The organism is Micromonospora sp. NPDC049089 (genome assembly GCF_040648775.1).
Lineage (GTDB): Bacteria > Actinomycetota > Actinomycetes > Mycobacteriales > Micromonosporaceae > Micromonospora.
The window spans coordinates 1-21317 of record NZ_JBEZEH010000124.1; the positions used below are offsets into that span (position 1 = coordinate 1).

19 protein-coding genes are annotated in these 21317 nt (G+C 72.4%); 13 read left to right on the forward strand and 6 right to left on the reverse strand.

What is annotated here, in order from left to right; all coding sequences use genetic code 11:
- Positions 1–125: 125 nt before the first annotated feature.
- From AB0B48_RS20900 to AB0B48_RS20910, 3 genes are all read right to left on the reverse strand, one after another.
- Positions 126–587 (reverse strand): DUF5709 domain-containing protein, encoded by a 462-nt coding sequence (locus tag AB0B48_RS20900; RefSeq protein WP_355423851.1) that lies wholly within the window; start codon positions 585–587, stop codon positions 126–128.
- 120 nt (positions 588–707) lie between these two features.
- Positions 708–1592 carry an alpha/beta hydrolase gene (locus tag AB0B48_RS20905; protein WP_357203954.1) on the reverse strand — a complete coding sequence of 295 codons (885 nt, stop codon included), beginning with the start codon at positions 1590–1592 and terminating at the stop codon, positions 708–710.
- 114 nt (positions 1593–1706) lie between these two features.
- Entirely contained in the window at positions 1707–2630 is a 924-nt protein-coding gene (locus AB0B48_RS20910; RefSeq protein WP_357203956.1) for a sigma-70 family RNA polymerase sigma factor, read from the reverse strand.
- A gap of 166 nt (positions 2631–2796) precedes the next feature.
- Here AB0B48_RS20910 and AB0B48_RS20915 point away from each other — a divergent pair, with 166 nt between their 5' ends.
- Positions 2797–3558, forward strand: a complete 762-nt coding sequence (locus AB0B48_RS20915) for a DUF2071 domain-containing protein (RefSeq protein WP_357203958.1) — start codon at positions 2797–2799, stop codon at positions 3556–3558.
- 9 nt (positions 3559–3567) lie between these two features.
- Here the strand turns inward: AB0B48_RS20915 and AB0B48_RS20920 are convergent, their stop codons facing one another.
- Positions 3568–4545, reverse strand: a complete 978-nt coding sequence (locus AB0B48_RS20920; protein ID WP_357203960.1) for an aldo/keto reductase — start codon at positions 4543–4545, stop codon at positions 3568–3570.
- A gap of 172 nt (positions 4546–4717) precedes the next feature.
- Between AB0B48_RS20920 and AB0B48_RS20925 the strand changes: the two genes are divergently transcribed.
- The 5 genes from AB0B48_RS20925 to AB0B48_RS20945 all read left to right on the forward strand — a co-directional run bounded on the left by AB0B48_RS20925 (position 4718) and on the right by AB0B48_RS20945 (position 8010).
- A complete protein-coding gene (locus AB0B48_RS20925; RefSeq protein WP_357203962.1) occupies positions 4718–5077 on the forward strand; it encodes a hypothetical protein in 360 nt (119 codons plus the stop codon).
- Positions 5078–5109: 32 nt separating this feature from the next.
- A complete protein-coding gene (locus tag AB0B48_RS20930; RefSeq protein WP_357203964.1) occupies positions 5110–5670 on the forward strand; it encodes a carboxymuconolactone decarboxylase family protein in 561 nt (186 codons plus the stop codon).
- Between the two features lie 4 nt (positions 5671–5674).
- Complete coding sequence (locus AB0B48_RS20935; RefSeq protein ID WP_357203966.1) at positions 5675–6241, forward strand: helix-turn-helix domain-containing protein; 567 nt, start codon at positions 5675–5677, stop codon at positions 6239–6241.
- Between the two features lie 70 nt (positions 6242–6311).
- Positions 6312–6512: a dihydrofolate reductase family protein gene (locus AB0B48_RS20940; protein ID WP_357203968.1), complete on the forward strand. Its 201-nt coding sequence runs from the start codon at positions 6312–6314 to the stop codon at positions 6510–6512.
- Positions 6513–6672: 160 nt separating this feature from the next.
- Positions 6673–8010: a cellulase family glycosylhydrolase gene (locus AB0B48_RS20945; RefSeq protein WP_357203969.1), complete on the forward strand. Its 1338-nt coding sequence runs from the start codon at positions 6673–6675 to the stop codon at positions 8008–8010.
- 123 nt (positions 8011–8133) lie between these two features.
- On the opposite strand, the gene AB0B48_RS20950 is transcribed toward AB0B48_RS20945, so the two are convergent.
- Positions 8134–9078, reverse strand: a complete 945-nt coding sequence (locus AB0B48_RS20950) for a DJ-1/PfpI family protein (protein WP_357203971.1) — start codon at positions 9076–9078, stop codon at positions 8134–8136.
- Positions 9079–9131: 53 nt separating this feature from the next.
- On the opposite strand from AB0B48_RS20950, the gene AB0B48_RS20955 reads away from it, so the two are divergent.
- From AB0B48_RS20955 to AB0B48_RS20980, 6 genes are all read left to right on the forward strand, one after another.
- Entirely contained in the window at positions 9132–9698 is a 567-nt protein-coding gene (locus AB0B48_RS20955; RefSeq protein ID WP_357203973.1) for a DJ-1/PfpI family protein, read from the forward strand.
- Positions 9699–9810: 112 nt separating this feature from the next.
- Positions 9811–12480: a carboxylate--amine ligase/circularly permuted type 2 ATP-grasp protein gene (locus tag AB0B48_RS20960; protein WP_357203975.1), complete on the forward strand. Its 2670-nt coding sequence runs from the start codon at positions 9811–9813 to the stop codon at positions 12478–12480.
- A 98-nt stretch (positions 12481–12578) separates the two neighbouring features.
- Positions 12579–14357 carry an N-acetylglutaminylglutamine amidotransferase gene (locus AB0B48_RS20965; protein WP_357203977.1) on the forward strand — a complete coding sequence of 593 codons (1779 nt, stop codon included), beginning with the start codon at positions 12579–12581 and terminating at the stop codon, positions 14355–14357.
- Complete coding sequence (locus AB0B48_RS20970) at positions 14358–16205, forward strand: S9 family peptidase (protein ID WP_357203979.1); 1848 nt, start codon at positions 14358–14360, stop codon at positions 16203–16205.
- 17 nt (positions 16206–16222) lie between these two features.
- Positions 16223–16789, forward strand: a complete 567-nt coding sequence (locus AB0B48_RS20975) for a hypothetical protein (RefSeq protein WP_357203981.1) — start codon at positions 16223–16225, stop codon at positions 16787–16789.
- A 73-nt stretch (positions 16790–16862) separates the two neighbouring features.
- A complete protein-coding gene (locus tag AB0B48_RS20980; protein ID WP_355006634.1) occupies positions 16863–17417 on the forward strand; it encodes a dihydrofolate reductase family protein in 555 nt (184 codons plus the stop codon).
- A 7-nt stretch (positions 17418–17424) separates the two neighbouring features.
- Here the strand turns inward: AB0B48_RS20980 and AB0B48_RS20985 are convergent, their stop codons facing one another.
- A complete protein-coding gene (locus AB0B48_RS20985) occupies positions 17425–20466 on the reverse strand; it encodes a BTAD domain-containing putative transcriptional regulator (protein WP_357203983.1) in 3042 nt (1013 codons plus the stop codon).
- 457 nt (positions 20467–20923) lie between these two features.
- Between AB0B48_RS20985 and AB0B48_RS20990 the strand changes: the two genes are divergently transcribed.
- Positions 20924–21196, forward strand: coding sequence for a GlsB/YeaQ/YmgE family stress response membrane protein (locus tag AB0B48_RS20990; protein ID WP_355006636.1), 273 nt, complete (start codon positions 20924–20926; stop codon positions 21194–21196).
- The last annotated feature ends 121 nt before the right edge of the window (positions 21197–21317 follow it).

Genomic DNA, 21317 nt, shown 5'->3' on the forward strand with positions numbered 1-21317 from the left:
CCCCACGTCCCCCGGCCCAGCTCCACGCCCCCCAGGGCGAGCTGGACCGCACGCCCGTCGACACCCACTCCCCCACCCCGCCGCGCACGACACCCCCCGGGGTGCCGAGCGCGGCGGGTACGGCGTCAGCGCAACGGACCGTCGCCGGGCCCGTCCGGGTCCTCGACCAGGTGGATCGCCGCTTCCTCCGCGCTGGCGGCACCCGCGTCGATGCCGGCGTCCCACGCCACCGACTCGGCCTCGTCGTCCTCGCGGACGCCCTCGTCGTAGGCGACGAGACGGCCGGCGCGTGCCTCCGCCTCGTACCCCCGGCGGGTCAACTCGTCCTCGTCGTCGCCACCCTCGGCGTACGGGTCCACATCCGGCACCTCCTGGGCGAGGTGCTGCTCCAGGGACTCACCCGCCCGCTCCTCGGCTGGCGTGGTGCCGAACCGGTTTGCCGCCGTCCAGTGGTCCTCGGCGATGATGCCGGTGTCGAGGGGGTCGCCGACCCGGTCGTCGTCGAGGGTGTCGGAGGCGTCCAGCACCCCGTCGTCCTCGGCCACGTTCCACTCGTCGACGGAATCCATCCGTTCGGTCTGGCTCACGGCGGTCTCCTCTTCGTCACGGTGCAGCAAAGCGATCAGCTTATGACCGTGCAACGCACCCGCACCCCGAGGTCTGCCCGCTGTGACGAACGGACCTCGGGCGGGCGGCACCGCTGTGGGTCAACGCTTCAGCAGCTCCGCTACGGCGTCGGTGAACTCCACCGGCTGCTCAATGTGCGCGAAGTGTCCGCTTCGCTCCAGCGTCACCAGTCGCGAGTCCGGAAGCCCCGCGTGCAACTGCTCGGCCCAGCGAGGACCACAGATGAAGTCGTACGTCCCGACGATCACCACGACGGGCACTGTGATCTCACCGAGGTTATCCCGCACGTCGAAGGGCGTGGGGTCCTGCGCGCCGGCCGGCGTCGCCCAGATCCGGACAGCCGCCTGAAACGGGGCGAACTCGTCCTGTCGGTCCCAGAAGTCCGCGAAGTACACCGGCAGGGCGGCGCGCAGTGCGGCCCCCAGCGACTCGTCGTCCGTCGCGCCGCCGATCTGCGCAAAGGCAGCCGGGACCGCCGCTGCCTCCGGCCGGTCCGGGTGCCGCTGCGGGTAGGCGGCGAGGCCGGCCATGGCCTCGCCCCAGAACTCGGCGCCGGTGACGGGCGAGGTGTCGTACAGGGCGAGGCCGGAGATTCGGTCCGGGTGGGCGAGCGCGTACCGCTGGACGACGAAGCCACCGTGCGAGTGCCCGAGGAGGTACACCCGGTCTTCGCCGAGGTGCTCGACGACGGCGTGCAGGAACCGGACATACGTGTCGAGACGGTAATCGGCGGGGTTGTCGAGCTGCCCCGACGCGCCAGTGCCCACCGGCTCGACGTAGACCATCGTGAAGTGCGTCTCAAGGCTGGGCGTGCGCAGATACGCCCACTCGATGCCCGGGCCACCCGAATGCGCTACGCAGACAGGGCCGGTGCCGGCGACGTGGTAGACCTGCCGAACGCCATCCACTGTGAACGTGTGGGCACCGGGTGCGAGGGCGCTGACGTCGTGGCTGGTGAAACCCATGAACTATCTCCCGATCCGAGACCCGCGCGGCGTCCGCCGACACGGCAACTGGTGCATGACGCAGACCAGATGCGCGGGTCGCGGGGAAAGTTCGCTCGGTCGGAGAAAGTTTTTTCAGACCAGCGCGGGCACGGGGTGGAAGAGGGTGAGTTGGCGTACGCGGCCCTCGCGCAGCACCTGCAACCACAGTGCCGCGGGTGGGCAGTGTTCCGGGTCGTCGGGTGGGCTGATCAGGTCGGTTTCCCAGATCAGCACGTCGCCGCTGCCCACCACGTTGCGCAGCCGCTGACGTACCCCGGCGGCCAGGTCGCGGTCCATGCCGTTGACCGCCAGGTCACGGCCACCGCGTGGGCCGCCAGGCACGATCATCTCGGCGTCCGGCCACCAGCTCTCGCGGACCACCCGCTCGAAGTCACCGCCCATCGCCGTGGCGATCATGTCGCGGCCCGCCCGCCACCGCGAGTCGTTCGAGGCGGCGGCGTCCGTGTGCGCGGCGTCCGCCGCCGTCCGCAGGCCGCCGGCGAGCGCCCGGCGGGCGTGGCTGAGGCGGCTGCGGACGGTCCCGACCGGCACGCCACACACGGCCGCGATCTGCTCGTACGAGGACGCGTCGCTGAAGTACCGCAGCAGGGTGACGAGCCGGTCAGGTTCGGACAACTGCCCGATGGAGTGCCACACCCACTCGCGCATCGCAGCCCGGTCCAGCGCCTCCTCCGGGGTGGGTGTGTCGGCGGGGCGGGTGAACCACTCGGGTTCGGCGACCGGGACGGCTCTGGGCCCGCGCAACGCCATCCTGCTGTTGTTGCGGACGATGGCTCGCAACCAGGAGCCGACAGCGCTCGGGTCGCGGACCTCGCCGATGCGACGCAGGGCGACGACCATGGTGTCCTGCACCGCGTCCTCGGCGTCCGGCCCGTAACCGAGGACGCTCAGGGCGACGGCCCGCATCCCGGCCTCGTGCCGGGCCAGCAGCGCCCCCAGCGCGGCCGGGTCTCCGGCCTGCGCGAGCACCACCAGCTCCGCGTCGCTCTGCGTCACGCCCAGTTCCTCCCCGAAACACCTGTTCTGAACGCTTGTGCTCCATCAAGCGTACGGCGGACCGGCGTGCCGATGCCCGGGGCCGCCGACCGTCCTACGAGGCGTGCTGACCATCGGCGCCCGCCTGGGGTCACGCCGGCCCACCGTCTGAGCCACGATGGGGAGCGTGCACCCCGAACCGGTAGACCACGCACCCCGGCAGGCGTTTCCCTGGACGCTGCTGCGGCAGCGCTGGGAGGACCTCACCTTCCTGCACTGGGCCGTCGCTCCGGCCCTCGTCGCGCCGTTGCTGCCCGCCGGCACCCGTCCGGACACCGTGGACGGGGTCAGCTACGTGGGCCTGATCGGTTTCCGGATGGTCGGGCTGGGCTTCGGCCGTGGCCCGGGGGTGCCGTACTTCGGCACGTTCGCAGAGACCAACGTCCGGCTCTACTCCGTCGACGACGCCGGCCGACGAGCTGTGGTGTTCCGGTCGCTCGACGCGTCCCGCCTGGTGCCGGTGCTGGTGGCGCGGGCGACGCTGCGCCTGCCGTACCTCTGGTCGTCGATGCGGTTGGATCGCGACGGCGACCGTCGCACCTACCGCTGCCGGCGACGGTGGCCGGGGCCGGCGGGCGCGTCGAGCCGGATGGTGGTGCGGGTAGGGGAGCGGATCGTCGAGCCGACCCCGCTGGAACACTTCGTCACCGCCCGCTGGGGGCTGCACACCCGGGCCTACGGGCGCACGCTGCACCTGCCGAACTGGCATCCGAGCTGGCCACTGCACCGGGCCGAGGTGCTGCACCTCGATGACGAGTTGGTCGCCGCCGCCGGGCTGCCGGCGCCGGTCGGGCCACCGGTGAGCGTGCTCTACTCGCCAGGTGTCGGGGTCAGGTTCGGCCCGCCGGTGGCGGCCCGGCCGCGTGGTGCCGGGCCGCCGGAGCGGTAGGGCATCGCCCTAGTAGCGGCCACCCTCGGGAGCGGGCAGCGCGTCCAGGTCCGCCAGGTCCTCGGCGCTGAGCCGCACGTCAGCGGCAGCGCAGTTGTCCACCAGGTACTTCGGGGTCTTGGTGCCGGGGATCGGAACGACCCGGTCACCCTGGGCGACCACCCACGCGAGGGCGACCTGCGCGGGGCTGACGCCGGCCCGGTCGGCGATCTCCCGGACCCGGGCGACGATGGCGAGGTTGGCGCGCAGCGCGTCCTGCTGGAAGCGCGGCAGGCCACGCCGGAAGTCGTCGGCGGGCAGGTCGTCGAACGAGGTGAACCGGCCGGCGAGGAAACCGCGACCGAGCGGGGAGAACGGCAGGAAGGCGATGCCCTGCTCGCCGCAGTACGGCAACACCTCGGCCAACGGGTCGCGCGTCCACAGCGACAGCTCGGACTGCACCGACGCGACCGGGTGCACCGCCTGGGCCCGCGCGATCTGAGCGACAGTCACCTCGGACAACCCGAGCTGCCGGGCCTTGCCCGCCGCCACGACCTCGGCCATCGCGCCCCAGGACTCCTCGATGGGCACCTCCGGGTCGACCCGGTGCAGCTGGTAGAGATCGACGTGGTCGGTGCCGAGCCGGCGCAGGCTCTCGTCGATCGCCGCCCGGATGTGCTCCGGACGGCCGTTGTTGCCAATCTTCGGTGAGTTGCCGGGGCCGCCGGTGGGGGAGGTGGCTACCAGGCCGACCTTCGTGGCCAGCACGGCCCGCTCCCGGTGCCCGCCGGCCAGCGCCCGCCCGACCAGCTCCTCGTTGGTGTACGGCCCGTACACGTCGGACGTGTCGATCAGCGTCGCGCCCAGGTCCAGTGCCTGGCGGATGACGGCGATCGACGTGTCGTCGTCGCGAGGGCCGGTGATGTCGTAGCCGTGGCTCATGCCCATGCAGCCGAGGCCGATGACGCCGACCTCGGGTCCGGTGCTGCCCAGCGTGGTGGTTCGCATGCGCCCCACGCTACGACCGGAGCGGCGGACCCGCACCCGCCGTGGCGGGCACAGCCGCTCCCCGGGGTACGTGACGACACTCACCGGGAAGTGGACTCGGGAGTCCGGTACGGTGGAGATTAAGCGGACCCACGAGTCCGGATGTGTCCCACTGTGACCCACGAGGAGCCCCATGAAACCGGTACTGATCAGCGACGCCCTGCGTGCGGTGGTTTTCGAGCCGACGCGCGACCTGACCGAGGCGCTCGACGAGTTCTACGCCCCCGACTACACCCACCGCAGCGACGGCGAGACCCTCGACAGGGCCGGATTCGTCGAGATGGTGACCCAGGTACGGGGTCAGATCGTCAGCGGCACCGTGCGGGTCCTCGACGAGCTGCGCGACGGTCTCCGCTACGCCGAACGACACGTCTTCGAGATCACCATGGCCGACGGGTCGACCGCCAAGCGGGAGATCGCCATCTTCGGGTCGTACGCCGAGGACGGTCGGTTCCGCCACCTCAGCGAAACGGGCTTCGACCTGCCCGCCTGACCCACCTCGACGACCAGAAACAGGAGAGAGCCATGCCCCGCCTTACCGACCCCGACCCGAACGCGATTCCCACCGACGTCCGCGACTTCCTGTCCGCCCTGCCGCCCGATCCGATGGTCAAGATGATGACCCACTCGATCGGCACCGTGAAGCTCTTCATCCAGCTCGCGAGGGCGCAGTTCACCTCGTTGGAGCTGCCCGCCCGCTCGCGGGAGTTGGTCATCCTGACGGTGGCCCAGTACGCCGGGTGCGAGTTCGTGGCAGCCCAGCACGGCCCTTTGTCCGAGGCGGCCGGCGTCGACCAGCGCACTCGCGAGATCATCAGCAGCCGGGACATCGACAACCCGGGCCTTCCGGCGTACGACCGGACGCTCATCCGGTTCGCCGCCGAGGTGGTGCGGTCGCCACGCGTTTCCGACGACCTCTTCGACCAGGTGCGGCACATCCTCAGCGAGCGCGAGATCGTCGAGGTGCTCCAGGTGATCGGCTACTACTGGTCGTTCGGACGGGTGGCCACGGTGCTCAACGTCGAACTCACCACCGTGTACGGCGACGAGCCGCTGCTGACCGACGAGACCGAGCGGGCAGACTGAGGCCATGACCCCACCGACGCCGAGCGACCCGGAGACTCCCCATCGGCGTCTGGACGCCCGTCGCAACCACGAGCGGGTCATCAACGCCGCCCGGGAGCTCTTCACCGAGCAGGGCCTCCAGGTGACGGTGCCGCAGGTGGCGGAGCGGGCCGGAGTGGGACGCGCGACGGTCTACCGCAGCTACCCCAGCAAGGATGACCTGATCGTCGCGGTCGTCCAGCGGCAGTTCCAGGAGTTGGAGCAGCGCGTCCGCGCGGCGCTCGACGGCGCCGACGCGTACCGGGAGTGGTGTTCCTTCGTGCCCGACCTGTTCGGACGCCTCGCCCGCGACCGGGTCCTCGCCGACGCGTTCTTCGAGGGCAGGCTGGTGCCCGCCGCGCGCATCCTGGCCCTGATCGGGCAGCTGGTGGCGGCAGCCCGAGCGTCCGGGAGGATCCGCCCGGACGCCGGCGAGCAGGACATCCGGGTGATCCTCTGCGGAGCGGTCCGGCAGCTCATCGTGCTCGACGAGCGCGACCCGGCGGTGTGGCGCCGGTACGCCGACCTCGTGCTCAACGCCCTACGGCCCTGACGGCTTCGGTCGACACTGGGGGAAGGCTCGGCCGACGTGTCGAGGACGGTGCGCCGGCTTCGACCTTGGGTTGAGGGCCGGAGCAGCCGGCCTCGTCGAGGCCGGCCTGCTCGACGAGGTGCACGTCGACCTCGTCCCGGTCCTGCTCGGTGCCGGCGTCCCGCTCTTCGGCGACCTGAAGATCGCCCCACTTCAGCTGGACGGCCCGTTCAGCGTCGTCGAGGGCGACGGCGTCACCCACCTTGCCTACCGGGTACGCCGAGCCTCCTGAGCGCCGGGGGGCCTGATCGGGGCCGGGGCCTGGTGTGGGGCCCCCGTGCCGAGCCCTCCGGCCACTGCTCCCACCTTGCTCCCATAGTCATTGATCGATATTGTGCGCCCAGGCGCCGCCCCGCCTCAGACCACCACCGTCGATCCGAAGCGGGTTCCGCATGCGCACACTGAGACTTGTCACGACCCTGGCCGTCACCGGCCTGCTCGCCGGTGGGGCGGCCCTGGCCGCCGCCACCCCGGCCAGCGCGGCCACCGCCGTGTTCTCCGTGACCAACAACTGGGGCAACGGCTACCAGGGGCAGGTCACCGTCACCAACAACACGTCCGCCCAGATCACCAGTTGGCGGGTCGAGTTCGACCTGCCGGCCGGCACGAGCATCAACCAGTCGTGGAACGCCGAGCAGACGACCTCAGGCAGCCACTACACCTTCACGAACGTGGTGTGGAACGGCACTCTGGGGGCCGGCGCGTCGACGTCGTTCGGTTTCCTTGCCAACGGCACCGGCACCCCGCTCAACTGCACTGTGAACGGCGCGTCCTGCGGCGGTGGCACGCCCCCGACCACCCCGCCGCCCACCACCCCGCCGCCGACCACCGGCACGCCGGTCGAGCGGCACGGGCAACTGCGGGTCTGCGGCACGACGATGTGCGACAAGAACGGCGCGCGGGTGCAGCTACGGGGCATCAGCAGCATGTGGCTCAACTGGGAAACCGCCCCGTACGCCGAGAACCTCTCCGCGCTGCGCTGGATGCGGGACAACTGGAACCTCCAGGTGATCCGCGCGGCCATGGGGGTGGAGCCGGCGGGGGCGTACCTCAGCGACCCGAACAAGGCCCGCGCGCAGGTGGAGACCATCATCAACAACGCGGTCACCGCCGGGGTCTACGTGATCGTCGACTGGCACGCGCACGAGGCGCAGAACAACCAGTCCCAGGCGGTGGCGTTCTTCGGTGACCTGGCCCGCCGGTACGGCCACCTGCCCAACGTCATCTGGGAGCCCTACAACGAGCCACTCCAGGTCAGCTGGACCAACGTCATCAAGCCGTACCACCAGGCCGTGGTGTCCGCGATCCGCGCCGCCGACCCGGACAACATCGTCGTGCTCGGCACCCCGACCTGGTCACAGGACGTGGACGTCGCGGCGGCCAGCCCGGTCACCGGCACCAACCTGATGTACACCCTGCACTTCTACTCCTGCACGCACGGGGCGTCGCTGCGTGCCAAGGGCGACGCGGCGATCCGTGCGGGTCTGGCGCTGTTCGTCACGGAGTGGGGGGCCAGCAACGCCGATGGCGGTCTCGACGGCCGGGCCTGCCTGCCGGAGGCGCAGTCCTGGATCGACTGGATGAAGGCGAACGGCGTCTCCTGGACGGCCTGGAAGCTCGACGTCGGCACCGACACCACCAACCTGCTCAGCCCGGGAGCCCCGGTGACCGGTGGGTGGACCAACTACCTGCACGGCCACGCGCCATTCGTGGTGGCCAACATGAGGTGACCCGGCGGCTCCTTGACCGGGATTGATCGAATCGAGACTGCTGGTGTCGGGGTGTCCAGGCCGGTGGGACACCCCGACATCACCGGCTGTCACCACCACCGCGCCACGGCCACCGTCGGACGGTCACTGTGTGAAGGCCCGCCGGTAGGCGGTAGGGGTGGTGGCGAAAGCCCGCTGGAAATGCGCGCGGAGGTTTGTCGCCGTGCCCAGGCCGGTACGCCGTGCGACCTCGTCGATGGTGATCCCGCCGTTCTCCAGCAGGGCGCAGGCGGCCCGCAGCCGTTGCTGGATCAGCCACGCTCGTGGGCTCATCCGTAACCGGCTCCGGAAACTGCGGTGCAGCGTACGGCTGGACATCACACCCTGCCGGGCAAGGTCCGCGACGGTGATCGGGCGGTGCAGGTTGCTGCTCGCCCACGTGATGACCTCGGCCAACTCGTCGTCCTCACCCGGAACGCCGACCGGGATGAACTGGGCCTGACCACCGGCTCGGTGCAGCGGTGTGACCATGTGGCGAGCCCGTTGAATGGCGGCAGCCTGCCCGTGGTCGCGGCCGACGAGATAGAGGCACATGTCCAGACCGGCGGCGAGTCCGGCGCTGGTGATCACCTCACCCTCGTCGATGTACAGCGCACTCGCGTCCACGACGATCCCTGGATGCTCCTGGGCGAGCGCATCGGCGTGCGCCCAGTGGGTCGTCGCGCGGCGGCCGTCGAGCAGACCGGCCTGGGCCAGCGCGAAGGCGCCGGTGCAGATCGACGCGATGCGGACGCCACGGCGGTGTGCGTGCCGCAACGCATCGAGGGCACGCGGCGGTGCCGGGCCACGGCGGAATCCGGGCACGATCACCGTGTCGGCGTCGTCGAGCGCGTCGAGCGTCGCGGCGACGGTCAGCTCCAGGCCCGCGGTGGTGGTGGACACCGAATCTCCGTCCACTGCGCACACCGTCATCGCGTACCGGCCGTGGCCCTCATGGCCGAACACCTGCGTCGCGATGGTCAGATCGAAGGCGACAACCCGGGGTAGGGCGAGGACGACGACCCGATGCTTGGCAGGATGCTTACGCATGGTGGCAAGGATGCCACTCGCCGCCGCCCGGTCGGCAGGAGATCCTGGGCCGTATGCGGATCGAGATCGTGGTGTTCGACGGCTTCGACGAACTGGACGTCTTCGGACCGTTCGAGGTGTTGTCGATGGCTGGCTTCGACGTGGCGCTGGTCGCGGTCGAACGATCGGGGCTGGTCACCAGCATGCGTGGTGTCCAACTCCAGGTGCCCGAGGTGCTGGGTCAGGCAGAAGGCGTGATCGTCCCGGGTGGCGGATGGCTGAACCGGGCACCCGAGGGTGCCTGGGCGCAGGCGCAGCGCGATGTGCTGCCGGCGAAGCTGGCCGCAGTGGCGGCATCGGCGCAGTGGATGGCGTCGGTGTGCACCGGTGCGCTGCTACTCGCCGCCGCCGGCCTGCTGACCGGCCGGCGGGCGACCACCAACCGCAACGCGTACGACGAGTTGCGCGCCCACGACGTCAGCGTCGTCGACGAGCGGGTGGTCGACGACGGTGACCGGGTCACCGCTGGCGCGCTGTCGGCCGGCCTCGATCTGGGGCTGTGGCTCACCGAACGGGAACTGGGCGCCGCCACCGCCAACCGGGTCGCCGCGACCATCGAGTACCGGGCCCCGCAGCGCTGAGCAGCGCGGACAGAACGGGCGCGTCACCTTAACGCGCCGGAAACACCCCCGGTACCAACCCTGGGAACGCTCGTCGGACAGCCAGACCACCGACACGCGAACCGGGGTGACCATGGCCGACAACACCACGAACGCGCCGACGTACGACGAGCCGGTCAGCCGGTCCGGCAACGGCCGGACGCTGCCCGCCCCCCGTCCGAATCCGGTCCTGTCGCTGGACGACGGTGACCCGGCGGACCTGGCCACGATCGGGGTGGAGGAGGAGTTCCACGTCGTCGACCTGCACACCCGGGAGTTGGTGCCCCGCGCCGGGGAGTTGCTCGACCGGTTGCCGGCGGCCTCGTTCACCGCCGAGTTGCACCGCAGCGTGGTGGAGACCAACACCGCGGTCTGCCGCACCCTGGACGAGATCCGCGCCGAGCTGACCGGGCTGCGTCAGGCGGCCGTCCAGGTCGCCGACCGGGCCGGTCTGGGCATCGTGGCGGCCGGTACGGTGCCGCTGCGCGCCGACGGCGATCCCAGCGTCACCCCCACCTCCCGCTACCGGCGGATGCTCGACGAGTACCAGATGCTCGCCCGGGAGCAGTTGATCTGCGGAGCGCAGGTGCACGTCGGCGTCTCCGACCGGGACCTGGCGGTGGCGGTCACCCGCCGGGTCCAGCCGTGGCTGCCGGTGCTGCTCGCCCTCTCCACCAGCTCGCCGTACTGGATGGGCCAGGACAGCGGCTACGCCAGCGTGCGGTCCCTGGTCTGGCAGCGGTGGCCCACCGCCGGTGACCCGGGCGAGGTGACCAGCGCCGCGGACCACGAGGCGCTGGTCGCCGAGCTGATCTCCTCCGAGACCATCACCGACCCCGCCATGATCTATTTCGACGTCCGACCGTCGGCGCACGTGCCCACAGTGGAGCTGCGGATCACCGACGCCAACGCCGACGTGGAGACCATCGTCCTGCTCACCGGTCTGTTCCGGGCGCTCGTCCGACGGGAGGTCGCCGCCCTGCGCGCCGGGGTGGAGCGTACGGCCGTGCGACCACCGGTGCTGCGCGCCGCCGTGTGGCGGGCGGCCCGCTCCGGGTTGGAAGGTGACCTGCTCGACCTGCCCCGGTCGGCCCGACCCGTGCCGGCCGCCCAGGCGGTCCGCCGCCTGGTGAGCGACCTGCGCCCACAGTTGGAGGCGACCGGGGACTGGGAGCAGGTCAGCGAGCTGACCCGGTACGCGCTGGAACGCGGCAGCTCCGCCGCTCGGCAGCGGCGGGCGTACGAACGACGGGGCCGGTTGGCCGACGTGGTCGACCTGCTGCTCGACGAGACCCGGGGTCGGGTCCGCGGGCCGCTGCCGGGTACGCCGACGCCGCCGGCGCTGCCCACGTACGCCGACGCCGGCGACGAGGTCTTCGGACCGGCCGGACCGCAACCGGCGTACGCCCCGATGCTCGCTGCCCTACGCCAACTCGGCGCCGGGGCCCTGCGTCGACGCGAACACGACCGGGACGAGGAGCAGCGGGCCCGGGGCGTGACGTTCAGCGTGGCCGGCGAGGCGAGCACCCGGCTCTTCCCGGTCGACCTGGTGCCCCGGGTGGTGCCCGCCGCCGACTGGCGGACCCTGCGTACCGGCCTGGTGCAACGCGCCCGCGCCCTCGACGCGTTCCTGCGTGACGTCTACGCCGATAGGGCGGTGGTGGCCGACGGTGTGGTGCCGGCGTGGGTGGTGGAGTCCTCACCCGGCCTGCGCCCGACCGGGGCGCTGATGGGCCGGCGGGGCACCCGCGCCCAGGTGTCCGGCACCGACCTCGTCCGGGACCCGGACGGCGGGTGGTACGTGCTGGAGGACAACCTGCGGGTGCCCTCCGGGATCGGCTACGCGGTGCAGAACCGTCGGCTGACCCAGGCGGTGTTGCCGGAGCTGCCGGTACCGGCGGATCTGCTGCCCGCCGACGAGACGCCGGCGATGCTGTACCGGGCGCTGGTCGCCGCCGCGCCCGCCGCGGCCGACGACCCCGCCGTGGTGGTGCTCAGCAGCGGCCCCGGTGATCCGGCGTGGTTCGAGCACCGGCTGCTTGCCGACGAGATGGGTGTGCCGCTGACCGAGACCAGCGACCTGCTGGTGGAGGAGGGGCGGGTCCGGCTGGTCCGCGAGGGCTGCCGCCGCGAGGTCGACGTGATCTACCTGCGGATGGACGAGGAGGCGCTGCTGCACGCGCCCGGCGCGGACGGGGTGCCGCTGGGCTGGCCGCTGCTCGCCGCCGTGCACGCCGGGCGGCTCACACTGGCCAACGCGCTGGGCAACGGCGTCGGTGACGACAAGGCGCTGTACGCGTACGTGCCCCGGCTGATCGAGTACTACCTGGGCGAGAAGCCGCTGCTCGGGGACGTGCCGACGTACCTGTGTGGGCTGCCCGAACAGCGGGCCGAGGTGCTGGGCCGGCTCGACGAACTGGTCCTCAAGCCGGTCGACGGGTACGGCGGTGACCGGGTGGTGATCGGCCCCCGCGCCGAGGCGGAGGAGTTGGACGCCGTCCGGGACCAGATCCTCGCTGCCCCGCACCGGTGGATCGCCCAGGAGATGATCGCGCTGACCACCCACCCGGTCTTCGACGGCACCGCGCTGGCTCCCCGCCACGTCGACCTGCGGGCGTTCGTGTTCCTCGGTGACACCGCCGAGGTCGCGCCGGTGGCGCTGACCCGGGTGGCGCCGGCCGGCAGCATGATCGTCAACTCGTCGCGCGGCGGCGGTTCCAAGGACACCTGGCTGCTCGGTGGAGCCGACGAACCGTCGGCGTAACCGACGCTTGACCCACCCGTCATCGGGACGCAACCCGGTCCGCCAAGCCTGGACCGGTCAGCGCCCCCAGCGGATCCAGCCGATGAGAGGTGTGAGCCATGTGCGGTATCGGAGGCGAGTTCCGCCTCGACGGGGCGCCACCGGACCTGGCCGCCGTCGAGCGGATGCTCCCCGCCCTGGCCTCCCGTGGCCCGGACGGCGAGGGTCGGTGGCAGCAGGGGTCGGTGGCCCTGGTCCACCGCCGGCTGCGCATCATCGACCTGTCCGACGCGGGCGCCCAGCCGATGGTCGACCACGAGTTGGGTCTGGCAGTGGTCTTCAACGGCTGCGTCTACAACTACCGGGAGCTGCGCGACGAGCTGACCGCCGCCGGCTACTCCTTCCGGTCCACCTCGGACACGGAGGTGATCCTCAAGGCGTACCACCGGTGGGGGACGGCCTGCGTCGAACGGTTCTACGGGATGTTCGCGTTCGCCCTGGTCGAGCTGGCCACGCACACCCTGGTGCTGGCCCGGGACCGGCTCGGCATCAAACCGCTCTACCTGGCCGAGGGGCCGGGCCGGCTGCGCTTCGCCTCGACCCTGCCGGCGTTGCTCGCCGCCGGTGAGGTGGATACCGACCTCGACCCGGTGGCCCTGCACCACTACATGAGCTTCCACTCGGTGGTGCCGCCACCGCGCACGATCCTCGCCGGGGTCCGGAAGCTGCCGCCGGCCACCGTCCGGGTGATCACCGCGGACGGCCGGAGCGCCGACACCACCTACTGGCGGCCGCAGTTCAACCGGGCCGCCGCCCCCACCATGTCCGCCGACGAGTGGCAGGAACGGCTCATGGCGGCGTTGCGCACCGGCGTACGACGGCGGATGGTCGCCGACGTGCCGGTCGGCGTGCTGCTCTCCGGCGGTCTCGACTCCAGTCTGATCGTCGCCCTGCTGGCCGAGCAGGGCCAGACCGGCCTGGCCACCTTCAGCATCGGCTTCGAGGCGGCGGCGGGGGAGAGCGGCGACGAGTTCCACTACTCCGACCTGATGGCCCGCCACTTCGACACCGACCACCAGCAGATCCGCATCGGCGCGAAGCGGTTCGTGCCCGCCGTGCACCAGGCCATCGCGGCGATGAGCGAGCCGATGGTCAGCCACGACTGCGTCGCGTTCCACCTGCTCTCCGAGGAGGTCTCGCAGCGCATCACAGTGGTGCAGTCCGGACAGGGCGCCGACGAGATCCTCGCCGGCTACGACTGGTACCCGCCGATGGCCAACGTGGCCCGCGCGGACGCCGTCGAGGCGTACGCCCGGGTGTTCTTCGATCGTCGCCACGAGGCGCTCGGCGGGCACCTGGCGCCCGAGTGGATGCTCGACCAGGACGCCAGCCTGGAGTTCGTCGCCGCGCACTTCGGCGCGCCCGGCGCGGACACCGCGCTGGACGCGGCGCTGCGCCTGGACAGCCTGGTGATGCTTGTCGACGACCCGGTCAAGCGGGTCGACAACATGACGATGGCCTGGGGGCTGGAGGCCCGCGTGCCGTTCCTCGACCACGAGGTGGTCGAGCTGGCCGCTGCCTGCCCACCGAGCATGAAGCTCGCGCAGGGCGGCAAGGGGGTGCTGAAGGCCGCGAGTCGGGGCATCGTCCCGGACGAGGTGATCGACCGGCCGAAGGGCTACTTCCCGGTGCCCGCCATCCGGCACCTCTCCGGTCCACTGCTCGACGACGTGCGGGACGCGCTGACCGCGCGGCCGGCGCGCGAGCGGGGCCTGTTCCGCAAGGACTACCTGGAGGAGTTACTGGACGCGCCGAACGCCCGGCGGACCACGCTGGGCTCCAACGCGCTCTGGCAGCTGGGACTGCTGGAGCTCTGGTTGCAGCGGATCGGGGTTTAGATGAGCGTACGGATTGAGCCGCCGCGCACCACCCGGCGGCCCCGACCCGCGAGCCACCGGCCGGTGTCACCACCGGTGCCGATCAGCGAGGACTTCGCCCCCGCGCCGTCCCCCGACGGCCGCCAGGTGGCGTTCCTCTCCGACCGGGCCGGCACGCCCGGCGTCTGGGTCTGCGAGGTCGACGCGGGTGCGCCCGTCGCGCTGCCCGTCGGCGACGAACCGGTTCTCGCGCTGAGCTGGTCCCCGGACGGCCAGTGGTTGGCCTGTGTCGTCGCCCCCGGTGGCGCGCCCCGCACCGAGCTGTGGGTGCTGCGCCCGGACGGCACGCGACGCCACCAGATTGCCGGGTTCGGCCGCCGCAGCGCCGCGCTGGCCGGCTGGCTGCCGAACGGCGCGGTGCTGGCGGTCACCGAGACCGACGAGCACGGGCAGGCCCTGCTTGTCGACGCGGCCACCGGGCACCGGCGGGTGCTCGCCCAGGGCGACCTGCTCACCCTCCTGGACGTGACCCCGGACGCGGGCACCGCGCTGCTGCGCCGCGGCCCCCGTAACGCCCGCTGGCTGGAGGTGCTCGACGTGGCCACCGGCGTCCGCCGGCGGCTCTGCCCGGACACCGGGCGGGGCAGCACCGACCAGGGTTGGTTCGGCCCGGACGGAACGAGCGTGCTGGCCCGCACCGACGCGTACTCCGAACTCGCCGCGCTGGTACGGGTCGACCTGACCCGACCGGAGCAGCCGCCGACCCGGCTCGCCGGACGACCGGACGCCGAGCTGGAACACGTCACGCCCAGCGCGGACGGTCAGCGCGGCGCGCTGCTGTGGAACACCTACGGCGGGCGCAGCGAGCTGAGCCTGCTCGACTTCGCCAGCGGTGTGCAGCGGGCCGTCGCCGCCCCCGGCGAGGTGCTCGGCGACGCCGTCTTCGCCGCCGACGGCGGCCTGCTCTGCCTCACCGCACAGGGGCCGGTGCACCCCCGGGAGGTGTGGCTGGTCGACCCGTCGACCGGGGCGCCGCGCCCGCTGCGGCCGGACACGGGCGTCCCGCGTACGGACAACGCGGGTGTCGCGCCGCAACTGGTCGACCTGCGGGCCCGCGACGGGTTGCCGCTCTCCGGCTGGCTCTACCGCCCGGCCGGGCCGGGCCCCTGGCCGACGGCGATCAGCCTGCACGGTGGCCCGGAGGCGCAGGAGCGTCCCGGTTACAACCCGCTGTTCCAGGCCCTGGTGGCGCAGGGCATCGCGGTCTTCGCGCCCAACGTCCGTGGGTCGTCCGGGTTCGGCCGGTCGTTCGTCGCCGCCGACAACCTCGCCGGCCGCTACGGCGCGATCGCCGACGTGGCGGGCTGCGCCGACTTCCTCGTCGACGCCGGCGTCGCCCGGCCCGGCCAGCTCGGCGTCCTGGGCCGCTCCTACGGCGGTTACCTGGTCCTCGCGGTGCTGGTGAACTTCCCCGGTCTGTTCGCCGCCGGGGTCGCCGAGTGCGGCATCTCCGACTTCCGGACCTTCTTCGCCGGCACCGAGCCGTGGATCGCCGCCGCCGCGGTCAGCAAGTACGGCGACCCGCAGCGGGACGCCGACCTGCTGCGCGACCTCTCCCCGCTGACCCACATCGACCGGCTGGACGTGCCGGTGCTGCTGATCCACGGCGCCAACGACACCAACGTGCCGGCGGGCGAGTCGGCCCAGGTCGCCCAGGCCCTCGCCGACCGGGGTGTGCCGCACGGGCACCTGGTGCTCGACGGGGAGGGGCACGACTTCCTGTCGCGGGCCAACGCCGAGGCGGCCCGTACGGCCACCACCGGCTGGCTCACCCGGCACCTCGCCGCGACCGCGACCGTCGTCGGCTGAGGCGTTATCCTGCGCCGGTGGAGGTCGCGGCGCAGGACGAGCGGTTGGCCGCGGACCTGGGTCGCTGGCTGGCCGAGGTCACCTTCGTCGACCTGGACACCGACGAGGTCACCGCGCGGGTGATCGACTCGGTGGTGCGGTGGGCCGAGGCCCAGGGCTGGCGGGTCTACCGGCGCGCGCCCAGCGTGCTGCCGCTGCCACCGCCGCTGGAGCAGCGGCACTCGGTGCTCGACGTGGCGTGTGCCCGTCCGGACGGTCCGCCCGTCGTGGTGGAGGTCGACCACACCGACCGGGCCCGTACGGTGCAGAAGCTGCGCGCGGAGGCGGACGCCGGCCGGATCCCGATCTGGGTGCGGTGGGGCGTCGGGCGTTTCACCGCGCCGCCACCGCCGGTGCGGATGGTGACCGTCGAGGTGACCCGGCGGCCCGGTCCGGCCGGGCGCGGACGGCTGCACAGCCGCGGCGGTGACCGCCCCGCCCCGGCCCACTCGACGGCCGGCGGCACGGTGACCCCGCAGGCGCTGCCGATCCCGTCGGCCGACCCGGCGCAGGGCCCCGTCGACGACGCCGGTAAGCGCACCTGAAGCGAATCGTAAGCGGGCTCCGGCAGAGTTCTGGGTGTCACCGGAGAGCACGACAGACACCCAGGAGATCCCGATGCGCAAGCTCGTCAACTCGACCTACATCACCCTCGACGGCGTCATCGAGAACCCGATGTGGACCATGCCGTACTTCGACGAGGAGGCGGCCGGCCTCGCCGGGGCGCAGACCGAGGAGGCCGACGCGATGCTGATGGGCCGGGCCACCTACGACGGCATGTCCGCCGCCTGGCCGACCAGGGACGAGAGCGACCCGACCACGGGCGCCGCGTACTTCAACAACGTCAAGAAGTACGTCGCCTCGACCACCCTGACCAACCCCACCTGGAACAACACGGAGGTGCTCCAGGGCGATCTGGTCGAGGCGGTCACCGCGCTCAAGGCCCAGCCGGGCAAGAACATCATCCAGTACGGCTTCGGCTCGGTCACCGCCCAGCTGATCCGGGCGGGCCTGGTGGACGAGGTCCGGTTCTGGATCCACCCGGTGCTGGAGGGCGGCCCCAGCCTCACCACGCCGCTGGCCGACGTCAAGGCATCGTTCGACCTGGTCGACACCCGGGTGCACAAGAGCGGCGTGATCGTCGCCTCGTACCAGCCGAAGGTGACCTCCTGAACACCGGTCAGAGCTGGGCCCGGGCCTCGCCCGGGCTCAGCCGCGCGCCCTCGGCGAGCAGCGCGTCGAAACGTTCCGGCCCGAGTTCGGCCCTCAGGCGTGCGGTCACCCGGTCGGTGTCGTCGCGTTCGGCCGGCGCGGCGGGGGACTGCGTGGCGATCCGGGCGGCGGCCGCGGCGCCCAGCAGCCGGGCGGCGACCTCGGGGGAGCGCACCGCCGCCGCCATCCCCTCCAGCGGGCCGACCGCGTCCCGCATCGTCGCCATCGCCTCGGCGACCTCGAACGCCTCGATGTGCAGGGCCAACGCGGCGTCCGGGTCGCCGCCCTGCTCGACCGCGTAGCCCAGCTCCACCAGCACCATCGGCAGGTAGAGCGCGGATTGGCTCTCTCCCCGGCCCAGGTCGGCGAGGCGGCTGAGGTGGGTGACGGCCAGGTCGAGCTTGCCGTCGCGGCGGGCGGCCAGCCCAAGGCTCATCTCCGCGAAGATCAGCGCGCCGGGCGAGCCCTGCTCCACCGCCAGGTCGTACGCGCGCTCGGCCAGTTCCCGACCCTGGGCGTAGTCGCGGGTCTGCACGGCGAGCCAGGCCAGCCAGGACAGCTCGGCGCAGACCTGCGGCCACAGCGCCAACTCCTCGGCCCAGCGCAGCCCCTCCCGGTGCAGCGCGGCGGCGCGCTCGTGCTCGCCGCGCATATCCGCCAGCCCACCCACCCACTCCGTCGCCCGGAGCCGACCCCACCGGTCACCGAGGTCGGCGAAGAGCGCGGCGCTGCGGGTCGCTGTGCGCTCCAGGGTGGCCTGGTCACCGTTGGCGTGGGCGATGTGCGCCAGGGAGGTGAGCACCGCCGCCTCGGTCCACGCGTCGGTGGCGGCGGTCGGTAGCAGCTCCGAGACCAGGGCCAGGTCGCCGTGTTCGATCACCGCGTTGGCAGCGAACCACGCGGCGTGGCTGTCCGGGTCGGCGGCCACTGCGTCGCGCACGTCGTCCGGTGCGATCACCTCGCCCTGCGACAGGGCGAAGCCGACCCGCCAGGGTGCGGCGCGGGCCTCCTGCTCCGCGTCGCCGGGCACGGCCAGCGCCCGCCGTGCCTCGGTGAGTCGGCCGCGCAGGAACCAGTACCAGCTCAGTGCGACCGCCAGGCGCAGCCCGCCACCGTGCGCCAGCGCCGACCGCAGGTTCGCCAGCTCGGTGTCGAGCAGCGCCAGCCACCGCTGCTGGTCGGCCCCGCGAAGCCCGGGGTCGGCGCGTTCGGCCAGCTCGGTGTAGTAGGAGGCGTGCCGCCCACGTACCTCGTCGGCGTCGCTGAGACGGTCCAGGCAGAAGGCGGCCACCGATTCGAGCAGCCGGTAGCGGGGGGCCGCGCCGGAGTCGTCGAGCACCACCAGCGATCGGTCCACCAGCCGGGCGAGGGCGTCCAGGTCGGTTCGGCAGACCTCTTCGGCAGCCTCCGGGGTGCAGCCGTCCGGGAACACCGCCAGTTGGGCGAGCACCACCCGGTCGGACTCGTCCAGGAGGTCCCAGCTCCAACCGATCACCGCGGTGAGCGTCCGCTGCCGCTGTGGCACGTCCCGCTGCGCGGAGGTGAGCAGCCGGAACCGGTCGTCGAGCCGGTCCACCACCCCGCGTACGCCCAGCGCGCGGACCCGGGTCGCGGCCAGCTCCAACGCCAGCGGCAGCCCGTCGAGGCGGCGGCACAGCTGGGCCACCGCCGTCGCGGTCGGCCCGTCGAGGCGGAAACCGCGCTGCTGCGCGGCGGCGCGGGCGACGAACAACCGGGCCGCCGCCGAGCGCCGGACCGCGTCCAGGTCACCGTCGTCGGGCACCGGCAGTGGGGGTACCTCCCAGAGCCGCTCACCGGTCAGCCCGAGTGGCTCCCGGCTGGTGGCCAGAACGCTCACCCCGGGCACGTCGCGCAGCAGCCGGGCGACCAGCTCGGCGACCGGTTCGATGACGTGTTCGCAGTTGTCCAGCACGAGCAGCAACTGCCGGTGCCGCAGGGCCGTGACCAACCGGTCGGCGGGGGACTGGGTTGTTCCGGCGGCCTCGTGTGCGCCCAGAGCGGCGAGGACCTGTTCGGCGACGCGGGCGTCACCGGCCGGGAGCGGCGCCAGCTCGACCAGTCGGACGCCGTCCGGATAGGACGCCGTTCGGGCCGTCTCGGTGGCCAGCCGGGTCTTGCCGACGCCGCCCGGGCCGACCAGCGTGACCAGCCGCTGCCGGGGCAGCAGCGCCCGAAGCTCGGCCAGCGCCTCGTCCCGCCCGATCAACTCGTCGAGCGGGGCCGGCAGGTTGCCCCGGACGATCGCGGCCTTCGGCGGGGCGTTCAGGCCGGCATCCTGTTCGAGGATCCTGCGGTGCAGGGCGACCAGCTCCGGGCCGGGGTCGAGGCCCAGCTCCTCGGCGAGGCGGGCCCGCAGCTCGGCGTAGCTCTCCAACGCCTCGGACTGGCGGCCGGCCGCGTACAACGCGCGTAGCTGCACCGCCCGCAGGCCCTCGCGCAGCGGATGCCTCGCGACCAGCTCAGCCAGGTCAGCGGCCACCAGGTCATGCTCACCCCGGGCCAGCCGGGCCTGCGCCAACCGCTCCTGAACGACGAGGCGCTGCTCGGCGAGGCGGGCCGCCTCGGCCCGCACGAACTCGGCGTCGGCCACGTCGGCGTACGCCTCGCCGCGCCACAAGGCGAGGGCCTCGGTCAGCCTGTCGACGTCGGCGCAGCGGGCCAGCTCGTCGAAGCGGTCGACGTCGACCGCGTCGACCCGCAGCAGGTAGCCCGGTGGCCGGGACTCGACCAGCTCGCGGGCGCCGGGCTCGGCATCGTTGAGCGCCTTGCGCAGCTGCGATATCCGCACCTGGAGGGCCCCGGTCGGATTGGCGGGGGCGTCGTCACCCCACAGGTCGTCGATGAGGCGGTCCGCCGAGACCACCTGGTTGCGGTTGGCCAGCAGATCGGCCAGCAACGCCCGCACCTTGGTGCCGGGCACCACCACCGGCTCGCCGACGTCCGTGGTCACGGCGAGCGGCCCGAGCACCCCGAACTGCACGGCGGTCATCCTAGCGCCGGTAAGGCGACCCAAAGGCACACCGCGACGGACGGAAACCACCGACCCGTCCCCGCACAACAGAGGGACCCGCCAGCGCCGATCCCCGCCCCGCCCCGCCCCGCCCGGCCCTGCACCCCCCGCCCCGCCCCGCCCCCCGCACCCCCACTCCGTCGATCATGGACTTGTGGTGGCCGCTTTAGCCGCGAACAACCGTTCTGTGCACCACCACAACTCCATGATCGACGGCGTAGGGGGTTGCCGCCGTGCGGGAGACCCGCTCTCCCGCGATCTTGCATTTTCTGCGGTGATATATGTGGTGTAAGCCGCATTGCGGCAGCACAAAGTGCAAGATCGCGTGGGCTGGGGTGCGTGGGCTGGGGTGGGGGTGGGGTGGGGATGTTTTGGGGTTGGTTGCTTGGGGCAATCAAGCCGTCGACTACATCTCTCTCTTGAAGGACGGCTTTCCGTGGAAATCTCCGGCTTTTTCGCCGCCATCATCATCGGCCTGGTCATCGGCGCGCTGGGCCGGCTGGTCGTGCCAGGCAAGCAGAACATCCCCATCTGGCTGACACTGCTCATCGGTGTGGTCGCGGCGATCCTCGGCACACTCGTCGCCGGTGCCCTCGGCGTCGACGAGACCAGCGGAATCGACTGGATCGAGCTGATGTTGCAGGTCGCCTTCGCCGCTGTCGGCGTGGCGATCGTCGCCGGTACCCACGGCCGCCGCCGGGTGCGCTGACCTCTCGCACCATCGCGCCTCTCGCGCCATCGCGCCTCTCGCACCATCGCGCCTCTCGCACCATCGCGCCTCTCGCACCATCGCGCCGGCCCGCCCTCCCCAGGAGGGTGGGCCGGCGCGG